Raw genomic sequence first — 23,061 nt, forward strand, 5'->3', positions numbered from 1 at the left:
TGGAGGATGCGGTTATGGCTGATCAAGCTGGGTTGATGATTCTGATTGCGGGTCCCTATCGTTCGGGCACTGGCGACGATCCGGCTAAAATTGCAGCCAATGTGCATCTGATGGAATCGTATGTGTTGCCCTTGTTCAATGCTGGCCATTTGCCAGTACTTGGTGAGTGGCTGGCCTTGCCAATGGTCGATTTGGCTGGCTCCAAGCGGATTGGCGATGCAGCGTTCAACGCCATCTTTCACCCCATTGCTGAGCGCTTGGTGATTCGTTGCGATGCGGTGTTGCGGGTTGGCGGCCCCTCACAGGGCGCAGATCAAATGGTTGAATTGGCGAAAACCCATGGTCGCCAAACCTTCGCACGCTTGCAGGATATTCCAAACTGTGGCGAATTGATCGATCCGCAAGAATATTAGGAATCCAGCAATGAGCGCAAACACCGAATGGCCTGAATTGAACGCCCAATCGAATGCCGCTTGGGAAGCTAACGCCGAGCATTGGGATAGTTCGATGGGTCAAATTGGCAATCGTTTTCATTTGCAATTGGTGCGGCCTGCGATGCTGCAATTGTTGGGGCTACAAGCAGGACAGCGCATGCTTGATGTTGGTTGTGGGAACGGTCTATTTGCGCGCCATTTGGCCGAATTGGGAGCAACGGTGCTGGCAGTTGATGCCAGCGCCAGCCTAATCGCACGCGCCAAGCAGTATCCCGTCGCTAGTTCGCTTGAATATCAAGTTGTCGATGCGACGAGTTTTGAGCAATTGCTCAGCTTGGGCGTTGCCAGCTTCGATGCCTTAGTTTCGACGATGGTGCTGATGGATTTGCCAACGCTTGAGCCATTGTTTCAGGCAGCGAGCCAATTGCTCAAGCCGCAAGGCCGTTTTGTGCTGGCAAGCGTCCATCCATGCTTTCAAGCGCCGCAGAGTCGCAAAATTGTCGAGCAATTTGAAAATGAACAGGGCGAGGTTGAAACGCGCTCGCACCTCCAAATTGGCAGCTATCTCACACCTGCCACTCATCAAGGCGTTGGGGTGGTTGGCCAACCAATGGCCCAATGGTTTTTTCATCGCTCGCTGGCGAGCTTGCTTGGCGCGGCGTTTGCAGCAGGCTTTGTGCTGGATGGCTTGTTAGAGCCAAGCTATCCGCCAGATACGCCCCGCACGCATCCATTTTCGTGGGCCAATTTTAGCGAAATTCCCCCAGTTTTGGTGTTGCGTTTACGCCGAAATTAACCAAGTTCAACCCTTCTCTTGAAATAAGAGAAGGGTTTTGTTGTTAAACCAACTGCAATAAATCGCGCAAATCGTGCAGAATTGGGCAATCGGCCTTGGCAACCCGTTTATGGCGATCGATCAAGGCTGCTTCCATGCCAACCGCACGCGCTCCCAACACATCCGCATAATAGCTATCGCCAATATGAATAATCTGCTCTGCTGCAACTCCGGCCCGTTTGATCGCTAGCTGATAGAGGTCGGTCATGGGTTTGGCATAGCCTGCATCTGCCGAAATTACCGCAAAATCAAAATAGGGCAAGAGTTTGTTGTAGGCCAAAATTGGACGCAAACTACTGGCCCAATCTGAGACGATGCCAATCCGAATGCCTTGCGCGTGCAAGCTATCGAGCGTTTCGCGCACATCGGCAAAGGGAACCCAATTTTCTGGCTGCTCGTAGTGTGCGATCAAACGATCGCCAAGCGCCGCGTGATCAAGGCTGGGATCGATTTGATCGAACAAGTGTTGATAGAATTCGAGCCAGAGCGTGCGAATTGTGGCATCGGAACTCCAATCGTTATTATCAAGCGAGTGGTAGCGCTGATGATACCAACGATTGGTGGCGCGACGAGCATCGCGAATTAAGCTTGGCTCTGCTTGCAAGCCAAATTCCTGCAAAACCTCGCCAATTAAATCGTGAGCATCAACCCGTTCGTCAAGCAAGGTAAAGCCAACATCAAAACAAACTACTGGAAAACGCAGCATGGGAACCTCGGCTAAATAAAGAAGAGGGACACGGAAATTTCCGTGTCCCTGTGTTTCAATTGGCGAAGTTTGGAACTAACCGAAGAAATCGACGTTCTTTTGAGTGAATGAAGCCCATTGTTCTGGCACGCTATCGCCTGAGAAGATTGCGCTAACTGGGCATTCTGGTTCGCAAGCGCCACAATCAATACATTCGTCTGGGTTGATGTAGTATTGGTCTTCACCTTCGTAGATACAGTCAACTGGACAAACTTTGACACAGGCTGAATCTTTGGTGCCGATACATGGTTCTGCAATTACGTATGCCATTGTTGATGCTCCTTCGCGCTGCGGCGATAACTTCATACTTGTTTTCTGAATGTAGTGTAGCAAGCTCCTAGCCATGCTTCTGTAACTTTAGTCACATAATGAGAATGATTCTAATAAAGACGGTAAAATCAGGGTTTTTAGTCTAAATTAGGTGCTAATGATCGCATTTTTGTTCGCCACCCTTCCGTCCCGCCGCCGGCGGGAGACGCAGGGGGTTTTCAGCCCCCTGCACCCCCAAATATCTATTTTGTGGATTGTTTCTGCTTTGTCTATTCCCACATAGTTTTCTTCGTGCGCTTCGTAGTTAGGGGTTGGAAATTGGGATTCGGTGCCATGCCAAATTTTTATTTTAAACCTTAATGCTTCCGCTAGCCAATAGCCTGTAGCCTAGAGCCCTATTTCTCTGCGCCTCTGCGTTAAAAAATTGATCCACGAAGCACACGAAGGGCACTAAGGACAGAAACCGCCAAGATCGCGAAGATTTCTTAGCACAAATTATCCGTCCTGCCCGATCCCCAGCCCCTGACCCCTGATCCCTGGCTCCTACTAACTAGCCTCGTATCTATAGAAGTTGCTTGCCTCACTATGCTACAATAACGCTATGGAAATTGGTCCTGCAATGAGGGTAGTCCATGTCAACCTATGTGATCGACGGTCAGGAACTGCATATCCGCGATAACCGTCGCAATGCCCCTGTTGCCTTGTTAATTCATGGCTGGTCAAGCTCGTGGTTTACTTGGACACCGCTGCTGCAAGCCTTAGGCACGCGCTATTCGTATATGGCGGTCGATTTGCCTGGCTACGGGCGGTCGCCTGCCCCAAAGCACCCAATTACGATTGAATGGTATGCTGATTTGATGGCCAAACTGATCGAAGAGGCCAGCGATCGGCCTGTGGTTGTGCTTGGCCACTCGATGGGCGGCCAAATTGCCATGACGCTGGCGCTACGCCACCCGATGTTGGTCGAACGCTTGATTTTGCTCAATCCTGTGGTCAGTGGCCGCTTATCGACCTTTATCAATCTGTTTGTGGCTCCGCATATTTTGCTTGAGCGCACCCGCTTGGGCGGTAAAATATTAAGCTACCTCGAAAATACCCCCTTGAGCTATATCAATCAGTTGATGAAGCCAATTTTATTTGCCGAACGTGCCGCCATTTCGCAACAAGATTACGACAGGATTCGGGCTGATGCTCGTCGGCCTGGCCAAGGAGCCGTGCGCGCTGCCTGTTACGAAGCCATGAAAATGGGCGATTTGCGCGGCAAACTCAAGCAAATTCAGCCGCCAGCTCAAGTTATTTGGGGCGCTGAAGATAACACCGTCCCCTTGCGTGATGCTGGTGCAGTCGCCGACGAATGGACGGAAGCCGATTTGCGCTTGATTCCGAATGCTGGCCATTGGCCGCATTTTGAGCAATACGAAACGACCATGCGCTATATTGCTTCGTTTTTGGGCTTGCCAATTTTGCCCAGCCTGCCCAATGCCCAAGTTCAGCAACAACGCGACCTTGATGTGGGCGAAATTGCTCAATTTCTCTCGAATACCGAGTTGGGCCAAGATCTCAGCGAATCGCAACGCATGCGGGTGGCTGGTTTGTGCCATCAACATCATTTTGCGCCCCAAGATATTTTGGCGCTTGAAGATTCGAGCGGCGACGAGCTGTTTATTGTGCAAGATGGCCAAGTCGATGTCCTAGTGCGCATCAGCAACGAACTTGGGATTGATGAATCGCGGCGGGTTAATGTGTTGATGGCAGGCCAAATTGCTGGCGAGATGGCCTTAATTCAAGGCAAAGGTGGTCGCCGTACCGCCGATTTACGCGCTGGCAAATCGGGAGCAACCGTGCTTTCGATCGATAGCCGCTACCTGTTTGCCTTGTTTGAAGATGATGCCTCGCTTGGTCTGAAGTTGATGCAGAATTTGGCTCGTTCATTGGTGCAGCGGCTGCGGGTGCAAAATTGGCAATTACAGCTAGCTGAACAACGCGCCGAAGTTCATCGCTGATAAACTATTATGTTTTGAACAATTGATTTGACTCAGATATGTTTTCATTCGTTTATTGTGATCACCACCCCTCCGCGCCGCCTCAAGGCGGGGAACGCAAGGGGTTTTCATCCCCCTGCACCCCCTAAAGCACGATTTATGGATGTCATAGATCGAACGAGGTATCTGAAACTGTATTTTTCGTCTCGAAATAAACGTCACTGTTTTACCAGTGGCGTTTTTCGTGTACCATTTGGCATGAACCTCAGATTGCATGGTGCTGTATGAATCGTCAACGAATAATTGGGCTTGCTGGATTGCTTGGGCTAGCGGTGTTGATCTTAATCTTGCCGCAGAGCCGTTTTTGGTTTGCGGCGCTGGTTTGTACGCTGGCCCCAGGCTACCTGCTAGAACGCTGGCTGGATTTGGAGCTAGCGCCATTGGTGCGTCCAAGTCTCTGGATCGGCCTAAGTTTGGCGGTTTGGCCACTGGGCTATGTCTGGTTAACCACGTTTGGTCTAGCCTTCAGCGTTGGCATGATTACCTTTATCGCCTTTGGCTTAGTTGGTGGAGTCGCTTGGCGGCTATGGCGCGAGGGCGAAGAGCCTTGGGCCTTGCCAGCGCCAGTGCCAATTCTTGGCTTGGCGTTGTTGATTGTGAGCTTCGCGATTAGCACCAGAATTAGCCATATTCGCAACGTCGCGTTTCCGCCGTGGGTCGATTCAATTCACCATGCCACGATTATGCGGGTGATTGCTGAGCTTGGCCAAGTGCCCTATTCGTTGCGGCCTTATCTGCCAGTTGATAATTTTGGCTATCACTGGGGTTTTCATTCGACTGCTGCCACAATCTACAATTTGAGCGGCATGAGCATTCCGCAATTTATGCTGTGGTATGGCCAATTTTTAGGCGTACTGATTGTGATTTCAGTTGGCAGTGCGACGATTGGCCTGACCAAAAGCCCAATTGCTGGTTTAGCTGCTGCGACCATGACGGGCTTTATCTCGATTATGCCCGCCTATTATCTCAGTTGGGGCCGTTATACCTTGCTTGCTGGGTTGGCAATGGTTCCGGTGGTTTTGCTATTGGCGTGGGTTGCGATGGATCGCAGCGATCGCAAAGGCCTGATTTTATTGACAATTGCCATTGGTGGGCTGTTGCCGACCCACTTTGTGGCGGCAGGCTTTGCCTTATTATGGTGTGTCGCGGTCTGGTTGGGGCGCGATGTTTGGTCCGAGCAACGCTGGCGGGTGCTGGGCAATCAAGCGGCAGCAGTTGGCATGGCAATTTTGTTGATGTCGCCATGGCTGGCCTTGTTGATTAGCGAAATTCAGCCTGCTGGCAGTGGAACGCCTAAACAACTGGTTGGCGGCGGCTACAACACCTACGAAGCTGCTAAAGGTCTGTATTGGACATGGAATAACCTTCAGATCTTCTTAGTAAGTTTGTTGGCGGCTTGGGTTGGGTTGTTGAAGCAATGGCGTTTGGTATTGATTAACAGCCTTTGGGCGCTGCTGGTGATGCTATTTGCCAATCCAGTCGTGCTTGGTTTGCCCTATCTCTCATTTTTCAACAACAACATTGTGGCTTTGGCAATCTTTCTGCCGATTAGTTTGTGGTTTGGCTTTGGGGTTGCTTCATTGGACCAAGGCTTGAGCCAACATCTTAAAGTGGGCGTGGCCCGAGGTTGGCGCGCGATTCGCACCGCAATCTTGGCAATAACTGTGCTGATTTCGGCTAGCAAAATGCATAACGTGATCAACGATGGCACAATTATCGCCAAAGCCGATGATTTAACCGCCCTGAATTGGATTGTGCAGCGCATTCCCAAAAATGCCCGTTTTGCGATCAATACTGAAGGCTGGCTCTACAATGTGGCGCGCGGCAGCGATGGTGGCTGGTGGATTTTGCCCTATGCTGGTTTGCAGCTGAGCACGCCACCAGTGGTTTATAACCAAGGAACCTTTGAGTATATTGATGCAGTTGAGGCTGAAACAGGCTGGTTGCGCAACGCCAGCGATAAAACGCCAAGTGAGCTAGCCCAGTGGATGCGTGAACATGACTATGATTATGCCTATGCGACAATTGATGGCAAGATCTTCAATCAAGCCAAATTAGCTAATACGCCGGAATTTGAGTTGGTGTATGAAAATGCGAGTGTGGCAATTTATCTGCGGAAATAAGCGAGGCTAAGTGTTGCCTAGCCTCGCTGGGGAAGCTTAGGCAGCAGTCGTTGCTGCGTAGGGCAATAAATCGTAGCGCTCTTGCAAGCGATCGATATACATCATTTGATAGAGCACCGCATCTTCGACATGATCATGGCGTTGGCGCAGATGCTCCAATTCTTGATGTTTGTTTGTATCGTGAGTAGCGTCTAATTGTTGTTCCAAATCGACGACAGCATGTTCAAGATCATCGAGTTCCCATACGAGATCTTGCAGTTTGCTGCGCTCATCTTTGAGTTGACGCAAAAGCTGAGTATGGGCAGCAGGCAATCGCATATGCATTGGGAAAACCCTCTTGGTAAGTAGAGAAAGTGCCACTAGCTAAAGCTTAGAAAGTGCAATAGGTTACTTAACAACCTTGCTGCTTCTATCATATCATGTTCCAACAAGAGACTTTGGTATGATTCGGTTAACTCCAAATGGGTAGGCACGTGCTTATCCAACGGGTGATAGCGGCCTGAAGCTTATTAAACCAAACCCAAGCCGCTTGAATATTGGCCTGGGTTGTTGATAGATGTTCATTTTTTAGCGCTCTATGCTTAATCATTGAACTCGAAATGCGTGCATGGCGCTGCTTATTTGGCCATTTCGCCTTCGCCAATCCGGCCACCATAGCGGCGTTCGCGATTGCCAAAGTTGCTCACCGCTTCGCGAAATTGGTCGGGGCCAAAATCGGGCCACAGCAACGGAGTCATGTAATATTCGCTATAGGCTGCTTGCCAAATCAAAAAGTTGCTTAGGCGTTGTTCGCCGCTGGTGCGCACAATCAAATCGGGGTCGGGAATGCCCGAGGTATACAAGTGACCAGCAATCATCTCGTCGCTAATCTCGTCGGGATTGATACCTTTGGCGACAATTTCGCGCACAGCATTGACAATATCAGCGCGTCCGCCATAGTTGAAGGCGACTGAAAGGGTCAAGGCTGTATTTTTAGCAGTCATGGTAATGGCATTTTGAATTTTTTTGGCCAGCGCTGAATCAACGCCATCGAGCGTGCCAAGTAAGTGCAAGCGCACCCCTTCGGCGTGCAACTCGCGCAACTCGCGGTCGAGATATTCGGCCATAATCCGCATCAATCCGCGCACTTCCCACGATGGGCGCTTCCAATTTTCGGTTGAAAAAGCATAAATCGTGAGGTAAGGAATGCCCAAGGCAATCGCCTCGCGCACGATCCGTTTGATATTGCCTGTGCCAGCATGATGCCCTGCCAGACGGGGAAGGCCGCGGCCTTGGGCCCAACGGCCATTGCCATCCATAATTATTGCCACATGGCGGGGAGCGATAGCAGTTTCAAGTTGTTGTATGGTCATAGATCTAAAGACCTCATCAATTTAAGCGTTTGTCTAGCATTCGTTGTAGGGTAACGAATATACTACCATTGTTGCAAGCACTCGCGTGCAATCCATGCGAAACTAGGCTGATCGACTCTTTTTCGCAAGTGAGGGCATGGCGATGTTACTCAAAGGGCTTATTTTAGGCTTTTCGATTGCCGCACCAGTTGGGCCAATTGGGGTCTTGTGCATTCGACGCAGCTTAGTTCATGGTCGCTTGGCTGGCTTTTTATCGGGCTTGGGTGCGGCGACCGCCGATGGATTGTATGGTTTGCTGGCGGCGTTTGGCTTGGCGGCAGCGCTTAATAACGTCAATCAAGCTTCAGGTTGGTTGGTTGGGCTGCGAATTGTGGGCGGGCTATTTTTAGGCTACTTGGCGATTAAAACTATGCTCAGTCGGCCTGCAAGAGCTGCGGCAACGGCCCAAGCAGATAATTTGTGGGCGATGTATGCCTCGACGCTCTTTTTGACCCTGACCAATCCCATGACAATTTTATCGTTTGCGACGGTGTTTGCAGGCTTGGGGATTACGGCCTACGGCTGGGATAGCGTTTGGTTGGTGGTTGGGGTAACGCTTGGCTCGGCCTTATGGTGGCTGCTGTTGAGCGGTGGCGTGAGCCTCTTGCGTGAGCGAGTGCAAGGCTACACAATTTGGATCAATCGGATTTCAGGCTTAGTTATTTTGGGCTTTGCGCTGGTGGTGTTGCTTGGCTGACGCTTAAATACAAAGCGGGTGTTGGTACAAAACCAACACCCGCAATTTCAAAAACTATTGTTTGCCCATTTTTGCTTTGAGGGCAGCCAATTCATCTTCGACAGCGGTATCGCGTTCGAGGTCGGCAAAGCGAGCTTCGAGCGAGCCACCTTCGAGTTTTGACATCGCATCGGCTTGGGCCAAGCGATCATCGACCCGTTCTTCCATTTGGGACAATTTATCCATCGCATTGAGGTTGCCCAAACCTTGAACCGTGCGTTGAATCGCTTCTTGAGTTTCGGCGCGATTCTTCTTGGCGATAATCAATTCTTTCTTGGCTTTGGCTTCTGACAAGCGTGATTCAAGACTGACCAAGGCTTTTTGGAGTTGTTCCACTTGCTCGTCTTGTTGTTCGTATTGTTGGCGATAGGTATCGGCCATTTTTTGAGCATTGGTTTTGCGGCCTAAGGCAGCTTTTGCCAATTCATCGTCGCTTGCGCGAACCGCAGCTTCAGCCTTGGATTGCCATTGATCAGCTTCGGTTTGGAATGTCACCATCTTGTTGTGCAATTTGGTTTCATCGGCCATGGCGGATGCAACAGCGGTTTTGGCTTCGTACAGTTGTTCTTGCAATTGCCGCATGTACTCGTTGACCATTTTTTCAGGGTCTTCGGCCTTATCCAACATCGTATTGAGATTAGCGCTAACCAGATCGCGAACTCGACTCAACAACGACATAGGAATTCCTCCTTAGCTAAACACAAAGACTGTGTGAATTTCATTCTAGCACACCGCGCTGGCGGTTCTCAAGTAGTACGCGCCTTTTTCCAAAAAGTTACAAGGGTTTTTTGGATGGTGTGCCAACCGTGCGTGGATAGGTCAATGGGGTCGCAGCTATTTTGTCGACGACGACAAGTGAACGGACAGGTTCGGCTGGAATGTTGACATTATAGACCGCCCGTAATTGACCTCCAAGAATGGTTATGGCCTGTTCTGCATCTTGCACTTCAGGCTCAATTTCAAAGCCTTTTGGTGCAAGCCACATGCCACCGATTTTGCACAAGGGCAAACAGTATTCGGCGAGCGTTGCCAAATTGGCCACCGCGCGGGCGGTAACAACCTCAAAATGCTCGCGCCAACGCCGTTCGCGGCCAACAACTTCAGCGCGTTCAACTTCAACCAGCACATGGTCAAGCTGCAATTCTTGGGCCACATGGCGCAAAAATTCGGCCTTCTTGCCAATTGATTCAATTAATAAGACTTCGGTTTCGGGCCACAAGATTGCCAAGGGAATGCCCGGTAAGCCTGCGCCAGAGCCAATATCGGCCAAGCTTGCTGGCGCTTGTTGGCAGGTTGTCGCCAGCGAAAATGAATCCAACAGGTGCCGCTTCGTTACTTCGGGCAAGGTCGAGGGCGCAACCAAATTCATGCGCTCGCTCCATTGGGTCAGTAACGTCACATACTGTTCAAGGCGGTCGATTTGGCTGGCGGAAAGGGTTAGTTCCCACTCAGCCAAGGTGGTTTGCAGTAGCTCACGATCAATCATTTTTGTTTTGATAACCTATAGTGCATTTCGGCTTGCTCGTATAAGCCTAGATTATCATAAACCCGCCCGATTGATGCATGCAGCTGTTGTGGGCGACGGCTGGTTGGTAGTGCTGCCTTCCATTGCTTCACCGCAGCGGCGGGAAAATCGCGGTCGCTATACATTTGGGCCAGACGTTCGCGATCAAGCTTGCGTTCAGGTGTCAGAAAATTTTCGAAGGAATGACCACATTCGCAAATCCAATTTTCGCGCACATCGAGCACATGACCACAATTGGGGCAATCGAAGGTTTGTTCGGTGCCACAATTGCTACATTCGCCAGTGCTTTGGGTTGGCGTGCCACAAAATGCACAGGGGGCTTCGAGATTTTGCGGTGGCTTAGGCACATTGCTGGTTGGGCTGTTCGCGACCGCGCTTGGCTCGGGGCTAACTTCAGCGACCATTGGTGCAAAGCCAAAGCCTGGTAGCGGCTGATCAAGCTCGATTGGCAGGGGTTGAAACATTTCCGCAGGTGGCTCATCGAAACTTGCTGGAGTGCTGATCACCGGAGCTGGCGCTGAAGCGATTGGTGCTGGTGCTGGTGGCGGATTTGGCTCGGCTGGTGGCCGGTGTGGCTCGAAGGTCGAAAGAAAATCGGCTGCTTCGCTTTGGGCTAGCTCTTCGAGGCCGCGGCGAGCAGCAGTATTATCGGGATTGATTGAAAGCACAATTTGCAGACAGTCGCGTTTTTGGGTGCGCGTTTCGACAACGCCGCTGAGCCACAGCCAAGCGGACTCGTTTTTGGAATCTGTCAGGAGCACTTTTTGCAGATGCTGGCGAGCAAGCTCACGTTGGCCTGCGCGCACAGCAGCGATGCCTTTGGCAAGTTCATCATCGATTGTCATAACGGTAATCCATCGCTAAAAAGACATTCATTGGCTATTTTTAAGGATACACCGATTGTGACATAGATTTGGCTTGATGCAAGTAAAGATTGGCTAAGGAATTAGGATTGGGCCACTTGGCGATGAAATTCGGCCTCTTGGTTGCGGCCAATCTTGTCGTAGGCTTGGGCCAATTTTCGGTGCAACATCACCACATGCGAGCCATCTTTGAGCGCGCGATCCCATTGGCGGGCGGCTGGCTCCCAGCGTTCCATCAAGGCATAGCGTTGGCCTAAGCCTTCGTGATCGATGCCATCGGGAAAGAAAATGTAGTGGCGTAAACCCTCGCCGCATGGGCAGCGGGTGGTTTCCCATAAGTTAATTGTACTATCACATGAGGGGCAGGTGAGAATCGTATTTTCGCCACAGACTTGGCAATCGAGCTTGCTACTATCAGTATCAGAATGACAGAATGGGCATTGAATCAATCTGCCATTACTGCTAGCAGCCATTGAGATGGGAGGAGTTGGCTCTGGCATGGGCGCAGGTTTGGTTTGCACTTCGAGGGCTGCGATGCCGCGTTGGGCTGCTTCGTTGCTGGGATTGATCAACAAAACCCGCACGAGGCAATCGCGGCGTTGCTCTGGCGTATCAACAATTGCGCTCATCCAGAGCCACGCTAGTTCGTTTCGTGCATTGAGTGCTATCACTTGGGTCAGAAAATCACGGGCTGTTGCGCGTTGGCCTGCTTTGGCGGCAGTAATCCCTTCAGCCAATAAATGCGTTTCATGCACGGACGACATAGGAACTCCTTCTATCGATAATCTAGCGTGGTTCGAGTGCGATCCATTCTTGCACTGGGCTAGCCACGTCATTGCTTAATTGCTGATGGTGTAACTCCCCTGCGTGAAATGACGAGCGGATGAACGGCCCGGCAAAGGTGGCACGAAAGCCCAATTGCTGGCCATAGCTACGGTACAACTCATAACGCTCAGGGGGAATATATTCGCTGACCGCGACATGGGTCAACGATGGTTGTAAATATTGGCCAATCGTGACCAGCTCTACCCCAACCTGTTTGAGATCATCCATGGTTTGGTAGATTTCGCTGGTTGTTTCGCCCAAACCCACCATAAACCCCGATTTGGTGCTAATCTGGGGGGCGAATTCACGACTGCGAGCCAATAAGGCTAATGATCGATCGTAATCGCCTTGCGCGCGGACACTTTTAAAGACGCTGCGCACGGTTTCGATATTGTGATTGAGCACGTGTGGCTCAGCATCCAAAACTGTTTTGAGGGCATCGGCATCGCCCTTGAAATCGGGAATCAAGACCTCGATTTCGGCCTCAGGCAAGCGTTGGCGAATGGCGTTGATGGTGCGGGCGAAGTGGCGTGCGCCACCATCCTTCACATCATCGCGCGCCACGGCGGTTACCACCACATATTTTAAGCCCAAGCGTGCCGCAGCTTCAGCCACGTTATTTGGCTCACGTGGATCAAGCGGAAAGGGCTTGGCGGTGGTTACGTCACAATAATGACAACGCCGCGTACAGCGATCGCCGCCGATCATAAATGTGGCAGTGCCTTGGCCAAAACACTCGGCGATATTAGGACACGAGGCTTCTTCACACACAGTATTGAGATTGAGATCACGCAGCAGTTGGCGGACATTGCGCAACTCTGGTGAAAGCACGGGTTTGCGTAACCACTCTGGTTTACGCTGACGATGCGGTGTTGATGGCATACCAACCTCACGTTAAGCAGCACATGCAGCAGTGCAAGTGACGGCAGACGAATGTGGTTCCAGCTTGCCTAAGCCAGCGATAACCCTCACTCGCTATTGTAAAAAATTATTTAAGCGATTGCGATAACCCAAAAGCACCACTTTGGCCTAACGGCAATCCTGCCCATATGGGGGACATCGGAGCGATTTTTAGCGCAGGCGAAAGCCAAAAAGCTCAAGGATCGGCTTGGTAATCTGCGCCAAGTATAGCACGAACTTAGTTCATTGAACCAAGCGGCTGTGCTATAATTTAACGAGATGTGGCAAGCAAGGAACTGGTGTTTTTATGGCCAAACAACGTACAATTTTCGTGTGTCAACAATGTGATGCACAGTTTCCCCGTTGGATGGGCCGCTGTACCGAATGTGGCGCTTGGGATAGTTTGGTTGAACAAATTGTCACGAAGTCAGCAGGTACGACAGGCGGTAGTACTCGTTCACCTATAGGAGTGAGCGAGCCATTACGCTTGCCGGATATTCAACTTGGCGATGTGCAACGTTTGCCAGTTCGTGGCAGTGAATTTGCTCGCGTGCTTGGCGGCGGGATTGTACCAGGCTCGTTGGTGCTGATTGGTGGCGACCCAGGCATTGGTAAATCGACCTTGCTGCTTGAACAAAGTGCTGCTTTGGCCGAAACCGCTGGCGATGTGCTGTATATTTCTGCTGAAGAATCGCAGCAACAAATTAAGTTGCGGGCTACGCGGCTTGGCTTAGCTGCCGAGCGTTTATATATTTTGGCCGAAACGAGCCTCGACACGGCGATTGCCACCATCGAACGCATGAAACCAGTCTTGGTGATTGTCGACTCAATTCAAACTGTGTATAGCGAAGATGTAACTTCGGCGGCGGGCAGCGTTTCGCAAGTGCGCGAAGGCGCGTTGCGGCTCCAGAGGGTGGCCAAGCAACACAATATTTCAATTATGCTGGTTGGCCACGTCACCAAAGAAGGCGCGATTGCTGGACCACGGGTGCTTGAGCACATTGTTGATGTCGTGTTGTACCTTGAAGGTGAGCGCTTTCATCAATATCGTTTGTTGCGCAGCGTCAAAAATCGCTTTGGCTCCACCAATGAAGTTGGGGTCTTCGAGATGAATCAAGGTGGCATGGTCGAAGTTACCAATCCATCGCAGATTTTCTTGGCCGAGCGCAGCACCAACTCGCCTGGCTCGGCGGTGGCAGTGATGTTGGAGGGCACGCGTCCATTGTTATTGGAAGTGCAAGCCCTGACAAGTCATACCGCCAATGCGCAACCGCGGCGTACCGCCAATGGCTTTGACCAAAACCGGTTGGCGATGATTATTGCGGTGCTCTCAAAGCGGGTTGGTGTGCCATTGTTCAATCAGGATATTTATGTTAATGTGGTAGGCGGTTTGAAAGTGACCGAGCCAGCGATCGATCTTGCTGTCGCCACGGCGATTACTTCATCATTTCGTAACCAGCGAGTTGAACCAAATACCGTCTTAATTGGTGAAATTGGGCTTTCGGGCGAATTGCGTTCGGTAAGCCAGCTTGATCGGCGTTTGAACGAGGCTGCCAAGCTTGGTTTTCATAATGCAATTGTGCCGCAGATCGATGCCTTACCGCAGATCGACGCGTTTCAGGTTACTGGCATTCGTTCATTAGTTGAAGCAGTTCGTGCTGCTTTAATTGGTGCGCCGCGACCATCACCTGGTGAGCCGCCAACCGCGAAGGCAGCAACTGACCATGATGATTAAGCGTAAATTGTGGATGTGCTCACGAGGAGATTTATGACGATTTCGGAAAAAAAGCCTGTCAACAGAAATCGCTTACTTAGCATTGATTTTTGGATTCGAATTTTAGGCATGATCGTGTTGGGCTATGTTGGTTGGTATTTTAGCTCACGTTCCGCTAGCAATCCCGCTACCGAAGATGAAATTTTAGCAATGCAATTGCTCACCCTTTCGGGGGCTGGCTTGGGCTTGTTAATTACCCATCGCATGATCTTATACCCCATTCGCAATGTGAATCAACGCTTGCGTAAGAGTAGCGCTCAAGAATTGATAGCTTTGGGCTTGGGCACGCTCTTGGGCGTAGTAATTGGCGCATTATTATCGATTCCACTGAGCAATTTGCCTGGGTTACTCGGCAATTATTTGCCAGCAATTGCTAGTTTTTTGGCAATCTACTTTTGTGTGCTAGGTTTTGACTATCAAAAGAAAAACTTGGCTAACTTTAGCGTTTCGTTGCAAACTGCCAAAGCGCGTCCGGTTAAAGAAGCTGTGCCAATGCGCCGCACCTGTTTGGTTGATACCAGCGCGATTATCGATGGCCGGGTCTTGGCGGTTGTGCGCAGTGGCTTTCTTGATGGCATTTTAGTGGTGCCACGTTTTGTCTTGAATGAATTGCAGCTGTTGGCCGATTCGAGCGATGATATGAAGCGTATGCGTGGTCGACGTGGCCTCGATATGCTCGAAGAAATTCGCAAAGATGACCAATTGCGGCTTGAAATGCCCAACGAAGATATTGCCAATGCACGTGGAGTTGACCAAAAATTGGTCACTTTGGCCTTGCAAGATGGCCATGCCTTGATTACCAACGACAAAAACTTGAGCCAAGTTGCCGAATTGCAAGGCGTGCAGGTGCTCAATTTAAATGTGCTTTCCGATGCGGTGCGCCCACCAGTTGGCGCTGGCGAAATGTTGGTCGTGAAAGTGCGTGAAGAGGGCCGCGAGCGCGAACAAGGCATTGGCTATCTCGAAGATGGCACAATGGTTGTGGTCGAAGATGCGCGCGAACGGATTGGCGATGAAGTGCGGGTGATCGTCAGTCGGGTTTGGACTAACGATCGGGGCCGCATGGTCTTTGGTCGCATCATGGGCAGTGCTGGGGCATTTTACGGGGGCAAAAACGATGCGGGCAATTATCCAGCGCGTAGCTAGTGCCAGCGTCACCGTTGCCGAGCAGATGGTTGGCCAGATTAACGCTGGCCTTTTGGTGCTGCTGGCAGTTAGCCCCAGCGATAGTACTGACGATTTGCGCAAGCTGGCTGATAAAATCCTCAATTTGCGGATCTTCCCCGATGATCAAGATCGCTTTGATCGTTCGTTAATCGATTGTCACGGCGAATTATTGGTGGTTTCGCAATTTACACTTTACGCTGATACCCGCAAAGGCCGCCGCCCATCGTTTGTTGGCGCAGCAGCGCCAGCCTTGGCTGAGCCGATGGTCGAGCAGTTTATTGCCTATTGTCGTGAGCAAGGTATTACAACCGCCAGCGGCCAATTTGGCGCGGCAATGCAGGTGCACCTGATCAACGACGGGCCGGTGACGATTATTTTGGATACAGCGGAGTGGCAGCATGGCCGAGGCTGATGAGGCAGAGCAGGTTTTGGTTCAATTGGCGCAAAGCCTGCATCGCCATCGGCTCAACGGCGTAGCCCAATTGTTCCTGCGATCGGGCCATGTTGCCAGCATTGTTTTGAGCCAGCTGTGTTTATTTGGCCAAGCATTTGTGCCCAGCCCGCTACGACAGAGGCTCGCAAGCTATGCCAATGCCTTAGAAACAGAGGCTAGTTGGCAACGCTTAATTGAGCATCTGAATGCCCTAGAAAGTTGACAAAGCATTAACGATGGGCTACACTCAGCGCAATTACGCCTAGTAGCCTACTTGCTGCAATCTGTGTCTGTTGTGAGGGCCAACCCGTGTCTCCTTTTGAGATTCTTGTCGTGTCACTCATCTTAACCCTAGCAATTGCCTTGCCCTTTGTGTATGCACGGCTAGTTACTGGTGGACGTAAGATCAACCGCCGCCCTCTTCCCCCAATTGACCTGATCAATAGCGCTTTGGCGCGGGCTGCTGAAACTGGCCAGCCAATTCACGTTTCGCCTGGCAGTGGCTCGCTTGATGGCTCAACAATCAACCCAGAAACTTTAGCTGGTTTGGTTTTGGCCCAGCGCATCACCGACATTGCAGCGCGGCGTGGAGCGGGTATTTCGGCCTCAAGCGGCGATCCAATTGCCCATTTGGCGCTACGCGGCACGGTTCGGCGCGCCTATCGCGATGCTGGCTACAGCGAAGATTATCGGCCCGAACTGATTCAAATGCTGGCCGCAAATGATCCAATTGCCTTTTCAGTTGGCTTAAGTAATCGCGTTACCAGCGAACCAATGGAAGCCAGCATTACGGTTGGCTCATTTGAACAAGGTTACTTGTTGTTTGCCGAGCCAGGCCGCGCCAATAATATTTTGCAAATTGCTGGCACGACTGATCAGCAAGCCCTAACCGCAGCCTTGCTTACTGCCAATGGCACGTTGTTGGGTGAGGAAATCTATGCCGCCGAGGCCTATATTGCCCCAACACCATTGGGCTTTGCTCGCATCTTAACCCATGATGTCCTGCGTTCGGTCATTATTGGGATCATTATTTTTGGAATCATTTTGGTTTCTTTAGGCCAATTAGCAATCTTGCCACAAGATTTTCCATTGCTGCCTAGATAAAGGATGGGTGGGATGCGTCGAATTGACCTGCTCCGCAATCCAAAGCGCTTAATTCCTATTTTGATCGGCAGCGTTGCCGGTATTTTCGTTTTAATTGATCGGCTTTTTCCTGGGATTGGCAGTATTGCCAATGGTAGCCAAATTTTGCTCAATTGGGCAACGGTAATTGCTGCCTTTGCATTAATTGCTGGTTCAACCAATGTTATTATTCATCATATTAAACGCTTAGCCTCAACCGATCCCAAACGCTGGTATAGCATTGCCTTGCTGTTGGGGGTAATTATTCCGCCTGCCTTAGCCGTGTATGGCTATAGCACCCAAGGCCGCGCCAATGTCTTGGAACTTGGTTTGTTTCAAGATGTGATCCGCTGGGTCTATGCCCCAATCAGCATTAGCCTCTTGGCGTTGCTGACATTTTTTGGTTTAACTGCGGCGATTCATGCCTTTGGGGCTGGCCAACGCGAAGCTATTATTGTGGTGAGCGTTGCCTTGCTCTTTCTGGTGTTGCAATTGCCAGTGCTGGCTGGGCTGCCCTATTTGGGCGAAAGCTTGGGCTGGATTCAACGCTACATTGTGATGGCTGGCCTGCGCGGCCTCATCTTTGGGTCGGCAATTGGCGCTATCGTTGCCAGTATTCGCATCTTACTTGGGATTGACCTCCCATATTTGGATCGCTAGGAGGCGGCCTCAATGAATTGTCCTCGCTGTGGCACGCCCAATACTCCTGATCGCCAATTTTGTAGCCAATGTCAAGCACCTTTGGCCGTCGCGCCAACTGCTAGCAACGATTTACCGCCTTGGCTTCAGGATCTTGATCAACAACAAACCGTTGTGCCAGCCAAACGTGGCACGTCGAGCCTCCCACCGTGGTTGCAAGAAGATAGCCCTGCGCCACCAGCCGCTCCAAGTGCCGAAGCAATTCCTGCTTGGTTGCAAGAGTCGGCTGCGCCACCACCAGCCCAAAACGCTGCTCCTGCTAATAGCGAGGAGCTTCCGCCATGGCTGCGCGATTTGCAGGCAACTACACCCGCAATTCCAGCTGATGAGCCATTGCCAGCAACGCCAAGTCCTGAGCAACCATTGCCAAATTGGCTCTCAGATCTCCAAGCGCCTTCGAATGCTCCCGCGGCTCCAGCGCCAGCAGCGAGCAACGATATTCCGTCGTGGTTGCAAGGCACAGTTGAATCGGCTCCGGCAGCAGCGCCAACGCCAGCGGCAAGTAATGATATTCCATCGTGGTTGCAAGGTACAGTTGAATCGGCTCCGTCAGCAGCGCCAACGCCAGCAGCAAGCAACGATATTCCATCGTGGTTGCAAGGCACAGTTGAATCGGCTCCGGCAGCAGCGCCAACGCCAGCGGCGAGCAACGATATTCCATCGTGGTTGCAAGGCACAGTTGAATCGGCTCCGGCAGCAGCGCCAACGCCAGCGGCAAGTAATGATATTCCGTCGTGGTTGCAAGGTACAGTTGAATCAGCTCCGCCAGCAGCACCAACGCCAGCAGCAAGTGCTGATGAAGAACCAATGCCCGCATGGTTGCAGCAATTACGCCCGAGCGAGCCTGCACCGCCGCCAAGTATTGCATCATTTGCTGAAGATAACGATGAACCAGTTATTGCACGCCGCGCCGGAACAGGCAATTTGCCCGATTGGCTTAAAGATTTTGATACCGAGCCACCAGTTGTCCAACTATCTGATGTCGATTTAAATGCTGCTGGCCCAAGCGATGATGTTCCACCTTGGCTAAAACCAGCAACAGCACCATTGAATACACCTTCACCAGCAGCATCGCCGGCAATGAATGCGGGCGATGATGTGCCGGCGTGGTTACGCGGCGACTTGGCTGATGCAGCGCCAACGGCTCCAGCCGCAAGTGCGGGCGACGTACCCTCGTGGTTACAAGCGGATGCTCCGGCAGCACCACCAGCCGCAGGTGCGGGCGATGATGTGCCGGCGTGGTTACGCGGCGATTTGGCTGATGCAGCGCCAACGGCTCCAGCAGCGAGCGGCGATGTGCCGTCGTGGATGCAAGCCGATGCTCCGGTAGCGTCACCAGCACCGCAGGCAGCAAGTGCGGGCGATGATGTGCCCGCGTGGTTACGCGGCGATTTGGCTGATGCAGCGCCAACGGCTCCAGTAGCGAGCGCGGATGTGCCGTCGTGGATGCAAGCGGATGCTCCGGCAGCGTCACCAGCACCGCAGGCAGCAAGTGCGGGCGATGATGTGCCGGCGTGGTTACGCGGCGATTTGGCTGATGCAGCGCCAACGGCTCCAGCAGCGAGCAGCGACGTGCCGTCGTGGTTACAAGCCGATGCTCCGGCAACGCCACCAGCGGCAAGTGCGGGCGATGATGTGCCGGCGTGGTTGCGCGGCGATTTGGCTGATGCAGCGCCAACGGCTCCAGCAGCGAGCGGCGATGTGCCGTCGTGGTTACAAGCGGATGCTCCGGCAGCGCCACCAACACCAGCCGCAAGTGCGGGCGATGATGTGCCGGCGTGGTTGCGAGGCGATCTGGCTGATGTGCCACCAACGGCTCCGGCAGCAAGCAGCGATGTGCCAGCATGGATGCAGGCCGATGCTCCGGCAGCGCCACCAGCGGCAAGTGCGGGCGATGATGTGCCGGCGTGGTTGCGCGGCGATTTGGCTGATGCAGCGCCAACGGCTCCAACAGCGAGCGGCGATGTGCCAGCATGGATGCAGGCCGATGCTCCGGCAGCGCCACCAACACCAGCCGCAAGTGCGGGCGATGATGTGCCAGCGTGGTTACGCGGCGATTTGAGTGATGTGCCCCAAGCAAGTCCGACGGTCAAACTTGAGAGCACGGAGCAGGATGTGCCGGCGTGGTTACGCGGCGACTTGGCTGATGTGCCACCAACGGCTCCAGCAGCAAGCAGCGATGTGCCATCGTGGATGCAGGCCGATGCTCCGGCAACACCACCAGCGCCAGCGGCAAGTGCGGGCGATGATGTGCCGGCGTGGTTGCGCGGCGATTTGGCTGATGCAGCGCCAACGCCACCAGCAGCGAGCGGCGATGTGCCAGCATGGATGCAGGCCGATGCTCCGGCAACGCCACCAACACCAGCGGCAAGTGCGGGCGATGATGTGCCGGCGTGGTTGCGCGGCGATTTGGCTGATGCAGCGCCAACGCCACCAGCAGCAAGCGGCGATGTGCCAGCATGGATGCAGGCCGATGCTCCGGCAACGCCACCAACACCAGCGGCAAGTGCGGGCGATGATGTGCCAGCGTGGTTACGCGGCGATCTGGCTGATGCAGCGCCAACGGCTCCAGCAGCGAGCGGCGATGTGCCATCGTGGATGCAGGCCGATGCTCCGGCAACGCCACCAGCAGCAAATGCGGGCGATGATGTGCCGGCGTGGTTACGCGGCGACTTGGCTGATGTTCCCCAAGCAAGTCCGACGGTCAAACTTGAGAGCACGGAGCAGGATGTACCGGCGTGGCTGCAAGCTGATTTGAATGCAGCGCCACCAGCAAGCGGCGATGTTCCGTCGTGGTTGCAGGCCGATGTTGCAGACCTACCGCCTGTGAATCCAACTATCAAACTTGACTCAAATGAGCAAGATCCGAATGTGCCTGCTTGGCTCAATGATCTTGAAACACCGCCTGCGGCTGCACCAACTGATTCGCTCAATTGGATGCATGAAGAAGCGCCAACCGTCAAGCTTGATAATCAAGCAGCAGGCTTGCCAACTTGGCTGCAAGAGGATCTGCCAACCGTTCGGTTGGATAGCGCTGCTAGCAATGTACCTGCTTGGTTGCAAGACGATGTAACGCCGATCGTTCCACCAACCAAGGCTGAGCCGAGCATTCCGCAAACGCCCAGCGCAAAGGCTGAAGCTGCAAATGTGCCTGCTTGGTTGCGCGATGATTTAGATATTGAGATTCCTGCTACGCCAGCAACTGCTGCGCCAAGTATTCCTGGCAACACACCTTCGTGGCTATTGGATGATGAGCCAGCTCAATCTGCGCAAGATGATGGTTTGTTGGGTAGTGTTGATTTGCCTGCTTGGTTGCGTCAGACAGGTAAGCAAGAAGAATCAACTCCTGTTGTTGAGCCAGATGCGGCTCCAACTATCGCTGAATCAGCCGATTGGCTACGAGTCTTAGGTGAGCCTGAGCCTGTGGTTGCGGCAAACGCTGCAACAACTGGCCGCTTGCTCGATCAAGCTCCGCCTGCCTTGCTGAACCGAACTCCTGAGCGGGTTTCGGCCATGCACTTGCTGCAAGATTTGGTTACGAAGCCACTGCCCGAGCCAGCTGAAGCACCAATTGTTGCAACACCGCCATGGTGGCAACGCATTGGCACTCAGCGAATTGTGGCAATCTTGATGTTGCTCAGCTTGGTTGTTGGGCTGCTCGTGCCGAATCTGCTTGCGATCAATACGCAAGCCTTGACGATTGGCGGTAATACCAGCGATCTCTACAATTATGTTGAAACGCTCAACCCCGAAAGCCGCGTGCTAATTGCCTATGAAGGCGATTTACGCCATAACGCCGAGTTGGGGCCACTCGAACAATCAATCGCCCAACATTTGATCGATCGCAAAGTGCCAATGCTGTTGCTTTCGACCGATACTGAAGGCAGCTTGCTTGCGAGCCAACGGGCCGCCCAATTTCCAATCATCGATCCAACGACAGGCTACACTGGCGAAGGTGCCGAATATTTGAATCTTGGTTGGGTCAAAGGCAACGAAGTTGGGATTGCGCAGCTTGGCAGTAATTTGCGCGGTACAATTGCCAATCTTTTGCAAAATCGCGAAGGTGCTGACGTTAATTTGTTGCGCATTATGTCGAAGCTCAATTCGAATAATCAGCTTGATCGACCGCGCATTACCACCACCAGAGATCTTGATCTGTTGATTGTGGTTGCTGATGAGCCAAGCGATGTTCAGCGCTGGATGGAACAATTCTGGTCACGTGAACCATCTTTGCCTGTGGCAATTTTAACCACAAACGAAGTTTTGCCTCAAATTCAACCTTATGTTGATGTTAACGTCAACGGCAACCAAGCGGCGATTTATACTGCTGCTGGTTTAGTTGGCGAGCAGCAGTATACGGCGCTGCGTTCGATCGACACGACGAGTAATGGCTCGATCAACGCACTGAGTTTGGGCATGATCACCACGATTCTGGTGGTGCTGGTGGGCGGGGTGCTTCAGTTGCAACGGCGTATCCGTGGAAAGAGGAATAGCTTGTGACAACGCTTGGCCCTTGGATCGCCTTTGGCTTGACATTAATTGTGCTCAGCCGGGCATTTGGCGAAAATCCACTCTTTCGCTTCAGCCAATATTTGTTTGTTGGTTTGGCGCTTGGCTATACCCTAACTGTGGTCGTTACAACCGTGTTTATCGTGCCAAGCGGCGATATGATCGATAATCCCGATAGCGTTGGCACAGCCTTGTTTATTGTGCCAGTGCTGGTTGGGTTGCTCTTGTTGACCCGTTTGCGCACCCAACAGCTTTCGTGGCTGGCCAACGTGCCATTGGCGCTGTTGTTTGGGGTTGCCGCCGCAATTGCGATTGCTGGCACCATTCTCGGTACATTGCTGCCCCAATTACAATCATCGTTCTTCTCGGTTACGAGTTTTACCGATGGCAGCAGTTTAGCCGTAGCCCTTGGCAAACTTGTGTTGGTGATTGGGGTTGTCTTGGTCTTGCTGTCGTTTCGCTTTAGCAAGGCCGCAACGCCAGAAGCCGCTGATCATAGCGAAACACTCAAACCAAGCGTGGTGGCAAAAGTCGGTCGGATGTGGCTCTTGCTAAGTTTGGGGGCGGTCTTTGCCGCTACGTTGATCACCTATCAATCAGCCTTGATTGATCGAATCCAGTTTTTGCTGCGGCAAATAGGCGTGATCTCTTAGGGGTTGCGAAAGGAT

The 23,061-nt window shown here is 52.3% G+C and carries 22 protein-coding genes; 13 read left to right on the plus strand and 9 right to left on the minus strand.

Annotated features, from left to right (window positions below):
- The first annotated feature begins 14 nt into the window (after positions 1-14).
- Both JOD20_RS02550 and JOD20_RS02555 read left to right on the plus strand, forming a co-directional pair.
- Positions 15-413 carry a DUF4406 domain-containing protein gene (locus JOD20_RS02550; protein WP_204753762.1) on the plus strand — a complete coding sequence of 133 codons (399 nt, stop codon included), beginning with the start codon at positions 15-17 and terminating at the stop codon, positions 411-413.
- Positions 414-423: 10 nt separating this feature from the next.
- Positions 424-1,230 (plus strand): class I SAM-dependent methyltransferase, encoded by an 807-nt coding sequence (locus JOD20_RS02555; protein ID WP_204753763.1) that lies wholly within the window; start codon positions 424-426, stop codon positions 1,228-1,230.
- A gap of 43 nt (positions 1,231-1,273) precedes the next feature.
- Here the strand turns inward: JOD20_RS02555 and JOD20_RS02560 are convergent, their stop codons facing one another.
- Together JOD20_RS02560 and JOD20_RS02565 are read right to left on the minus strand one after the other, a co-directional pair.
- Positions 1,274-1,975: an HAD-IA family hydrolase gene (locus JOD20_RS02560; protein WP_204753764.1), complete on the minus strand. Its 702-nt coding sequence runs from the start codon at positions 1,973-1,975 to the stop codon at positions 1,274-1,276.
- Between the two features lie 75 nt (positions 1,976-2,050).
- Positions 2,051-2,284, minus strand: a complete 234-nt coding sequence (locus JOD20_RS02565) for an indolepyruvate ferredoxin oxidoreductase subunit alpha (protein ID WP_204753765.1) — start codon at positions 2,282-2,284, stop codon at positions 2,051-2,053.
- A gap of 632 nt (positions 2,285-2,916) precedes the next feature.
- On the opposite strand from JOD20_RS02565, the gene JOD20_RS02570 reads away from it, so the two are divergent.
- Together JOD20_RS02570 and JOD20_RS02575 are read left to right on the plus strand one after the other, a co-directional pair.
- On the plus strand, positions 2,917-4,287 hold the full coding sequence (locus JOD20_RS02570; protein ID WP_204753766.1) for an alpha/beta fold hydrolase: 1,371 nt from the start codon (positions 2,917-2,919) through the stop codon (positions 4,285-4,287).
- A 263-nt stretch (positions 4,288-4,550) separates the two neighbouring features.
- Entirely contained in the window at positions 4,551-6,449 is a 1,899-nt protein-coding gene (locus tag JOD20_RS02575; protein WP_204753767.1) for a hypothetical protein, read from the plus strand.
- 36 nt (positions 6,450-6,485) lie between these two features.
- Here the strand turns inward: JOD20_RS02575 and JOD20_RS02580 are convergent, their stop codons facing one another.
- Both JOD20_RS02580 and uppS read right to left on the minus strand, forming a co-directional pair.
- Positions 6,486-6,773: a hypothetical protein gene (locus JOD20_RS02580; protein ID WP_110520442.1), complete on the minus strand. Its 288-nt coding sequence runs from the start codon at positions 6,771-6,773 to the stop codon at positions 6,486-6,488.
- Between the two features lie 293 nt (positions 6,774-7,066).
- Positions 7,067-7,801 (minus strand): polyprenyl diphosphate synthase, encoded by a 735-nt coding sequence (gene uppS / locus JOD20_RS02585; protein WP_204753768.1) that lies wholly within the window; start codon positions 7,799-7,801, stop codon positions 7,067-7,069.
- 142 nt (positions 7,802-7,943) lie between these two features.
- Between uppS and JOD20_RS02590 the strand changes: the two genes are divergently transcribed.
- Positions 7,944-8,537 carry a LysE family translocator gene (locus JOD20_RS02590; protein WP_204753845.1) on the plus strand — a complete coding sequence of 198 codons (594 nt, stop codon included), beginning with the start codon at positions 7,944-7,946 and terminating at the stop codon, positions 8,535-8,537.
- Positions 8,538-8,591: 54 nt separating this feature from the next.
- Here JOD20_RS02590 and JOD20_RS02595 read toward each other — a convergent pair whose 3' ends face one another.
- The 5 genes from JOD20_RS02595 to lipA form a co-directional block, all read right to left on the minus strand.
- Entirely contained in the window at positions 8,592-9,254 is a 663-nt protein-coding gene (locus tag JOD20_RS02595) for a PspA/IM30 family protein (protein ID WP_054536778.1), read from the minus strand.
- A gap of 97 nt (positions 9,255-9,351) precedes the next feature.
- A complete protein-coding gene (rsmG, locus tag JOD20_RS02600; protein WP_204753769.1) occupies positions 9,352-10,062 on the minus strand; it encodes a 16S rRNA (guanine(527)-N(7))-methyltransferase RsmG in 711 nt (236 codons plus the stop codon).
- A complete protein-coding gene (locus JOD20_RS02605) occupies positions 10,059-10,946 on the minus strand; it encodes a zinc ribbon domain-containing protein (RefSeq protein ID WP_204753770.1) in 888 nt (295 codons plus the stop codon). Before JOD20_RS02605 ends, rsmG begins: the two co-directional genes overlap by 4 nt.
- Positions 10,947-11,047: 101 nt before the next feature.
- Positions 11,048-11,728 (minus strand): tetratricopeptide repeat protein, encoded by a 681-nt coding sequence (locus tag JOD20_RS02610; RefSeq protein WP_204753771.1) that lies wholly within the window; start codon positions 11,726-11,728, stop codon positions 11,048-11,050.
- A 22-nt stretch (positions 11,729-11,750) separates the two neighbouring features.
- Positions 11,751-12,671 (minus strand): lipoyl synthase, encoded by a 921-nt coding sequence (gene lipA / locus JOD20_RS02615; RefSeq protein WP_204753772.1) that lies wholly within the window; start codon positions 12,669-12,671, stop codon positions 11,751-11,753.
- A 325-nt stretch (positions 12,672-12,996) separates the two neighbouring features.
- On the opposite strand from lipA, the gene radA reads away from it, so the two are divergent.
- From radA to JOD20_RS02655, 8 genes are all read left to right on the plus strand, one after another.
- The gene (gene radA / locus JOD20_RS02620) at positions 12,997-14,424 is read left to right on the plus strand and encodes a DNA repair protein RadA (protein ID WP_204753773.1); all 1,428 of its coding nucleotides are present in this window, start codon (positions 12,997-12,999) and stop codon (positions 14,422-14,424) included.
- Between the two features lie 33 nt (positions 14,425-14,457).
- The gene (locus JOD20_RS02625) at positions 14,458-15,609 is read left to right on the plus strand and encodes a PIN/TRAM domain-containing protein (RefSeq protein WP_204753774.1); all 1,152 of its coding nucleotides are present in this window, start codon (positions 14,458-14,460) and stop codon (positions 15,607-15,609) included.
- A complete protein-coding gene (gene dtd / locus JOD20_RS02630; RefSeq protein WP_204753775.1) occupies positions 15,581-16,042 on the plus strand; it encodes a D-aminoacyl-tRNA deacylase in 462 nt (153 codons plus the stop codon). Before JOD20_RS02625 ends, dtd begins: the two co-directional genes overlap by 29 nt.
- Positions 16,029-16,286 carry a hypothetical protein gene (locus JOD20_RS02635; protein WP_204753776.1) on the plus strand — a complete coding sequence of 86 codons (258 nt, stop codon included), beginning with the start codon at positions 16,029-16,031 and terminating at the stop codon, positions 16,284-16,286. The genes dtd and JOD20_RS02635 overlap by 14 nt, the downstream gene beginning before the upstream one ends.
- 110 nt (positions 16,287-16,396) lie before the next feature.
- Positions 16,397-17,167 carry a DUF6754 domain-containing protein gene (locus JOD20_RS02640; protein ID WP_054536786.1) on the plus strand — a complete coding sequence of 257 codons (771 nt, stop codon included), beginning with the start codon at positions 16,397-16,399 and terminating at the stop codon, positions 17,165-17,167.
- 12 nt (positions 17,168-17,179) lie between these two features.
- Positions 17,180-17,845: a hypothetical protein gene (locus JOD20_RS02645; RefSeq protein ID WP_204753777.1), complete on the plus strand. Its 666-nt coding sequence runs from the start codon at positions 17,180-17,182 to the stop codon at positions 17,843-17,845.
- Positions 17,846-17,857: 12 nt separating this feature from the next.
- On the plus strand, positions 17,858-22,384 hold the full coding sequence (locus JOD20_RS02650; RefSeq protein ID WP_204753778.1) for a zinc ribbon domain-containing protein: 4,527 nt from the start codon (positions 17,858-17,860) through the stop codon (positions 22,382-22,384).
- On the plus strand, positions 22,381-23,046 hold the full coding sequence (locus JOD20_RS02655) for a hypothetical protein (protein WP_204753779.1): 666 nt from the start codon (positions 22,381-22,383) through the stop codon (positions 23,044-23,046). The genes JOD20_RS02650 and JOD20_RS02655 overlap by 4 nt, the downstream gene beginning before the upstream one ends.
- Positions 23,047-23,061: the final 15 nt, after the last annotated feature.

This window comes from Herpetosiphon giganteus (assembly GCF_016907925.1).
GTDB lineage: Bacteria > Chloroflexota > Chloroflexia > Chloroflexales > Herpetosiphonaceae > Herpetosiphon > Herpetosiphon giganteus.

Excerpts from the sequence above, each read along its gene's own strand:
- JOD20_RS02550 (WP_204753762.1), top strand. The coding sequence starts at position 15 with ATGGCTGATCAAGCTGGGTTGATGATTCTGATTGCGGGTCCCTATCGT.
- JOD20_RS02555 (WP_204753763.1), top strand. The coding sequence starts at position 424 with ATGAGCGCAAACACCGAATGGCCTGAATTGAACGCCCAATCGAATGCC.
- JOD20_RS02560 (WP_204753764.1), bottom strand. The coding sequence starts at position 1,975 with ATGCTGCGTTTTCCAGTAGTTTGTTTTGATGTTGGCTTTACCTTGCTT.
- JOD20_RS02565 (WP_204753765.1), bottom strand. The coding sequence starts at position 2,284 with ATGGCATACGTAATTGCAGAACCATGTATCGGCACCAAAGATTCAGCC.
- JOD20_RS02570 (WP_204753766.1), top strand. The coding sequence starts at position 2,917 with ATGTCAACCTATGTGATCGACGGTCAGGAACTGCATATCCGCGATAAC.
- JOD20_RS02575 (WP_204753767.1), top strand. The coding sequence starts at position 4,551 with ATGAATCGTCAACGAATAATTGGGCTTGCTGGATTGCTTGGGCTAGCG.
- JOD20_RS02580 (WP_110520442.1), bottom strand. The coding sequence starts at position 6,773 with ATGCATATGCGATTGCCTGCTGCCCATACTCAGCTTTTGCGTCAACTC.
- uppS (WP_204753768.1), bottom strand. The coding sequence starts at position 7,801 with ATGACCATACAACAACTTGAAACTGCTATCGCTCCCCGCCATGTGGCA.
- JOD20_RS02590 (WP_204753845.1), top strand. The coding sequence starts at position 7,944 with ATGTTACTCAAAGGGCTTATTTTAGGCTTTTCGATTGCCGCACCAGTT.
- JOD20_RS02595 (WP_054536778.1), bottom strand. The coding sequence starts at position 9,254 with ATGTCGTTGTTGAGTCGAGTTCGCGATCTGGTTAGCGCTAATCTCAAT.
- rsmG (WP_204753769.1), bottom strand. The coding sequence starts at position 10,062 with ATGATTGATCGTGAGCTACTGCAAACCACCTTGGCTGAGTGGGAACTA.
- JOD20_RS02605 (WP_204753770.1), bottom strand. The coding sequence starts at position 10,946 with ATGACAATCGATGATGAACTTGCCAAAGGCATCGCTGCTGTGCGCGCA.
- JOD20_RS02610 (WP_204753771.1), bottom strand. The coding sequence starts at position 11,728 with ATGTCGTCCGTGCATGAAACGCATTTATTGGCTGAAGGGATTACTGCC.
- lipA (WP_204753772.1), bottom strand. The coding sequence starts at position 12,671 with ATGCCATCAACACCGCATCGTCAGCGTAAACCAGAGTGGTTACGCAAA.
- radA (WP_204753773.1), top strand. The coding sequence starts at position 12,997 with ATGGCCAAACAACGTACAATTTTCGTGTGTCAACAATGTGATGCACAG.
- JOD20_RS02625 (WP_204753774.1), top strand. The coding sequence starts at position 14,458 with ATGACGATTTCGGAAAAAAAGCCTGTCAACAGAAATCGCTTACTTAGC.
- dtd (WP_204753775.1), top strand. The coding sequence starts at position 15,581 with ATGCGGGCAATTATCCAGCGCGTAGCTAGTGCCAGCGTCACCGTTGCC.
- JOD20_RS02635 (WP_204753776.1), top strand. The coding sequence starts at position 16,029 with ATGGCCGAGGCTGATGAGGCAGAGCAGGTTTTGGTTCAATTGGCGCAA.
- JOD20_RS02645 (WP_204753777.1), top strand. The coding sequence starts at position 17,180 with ATGCGTCGAATTGACCTGCTCCGCAATCCAAAGCGCTTAATTCCTATT.
- JOD20_RS02650 (WP_204753778.1), top strand. The coding sequence starts at position 17,858 with ATGAATTGTCCTCGCTGTGGCACGCCCAATACTCCTGATCGCCAATTT.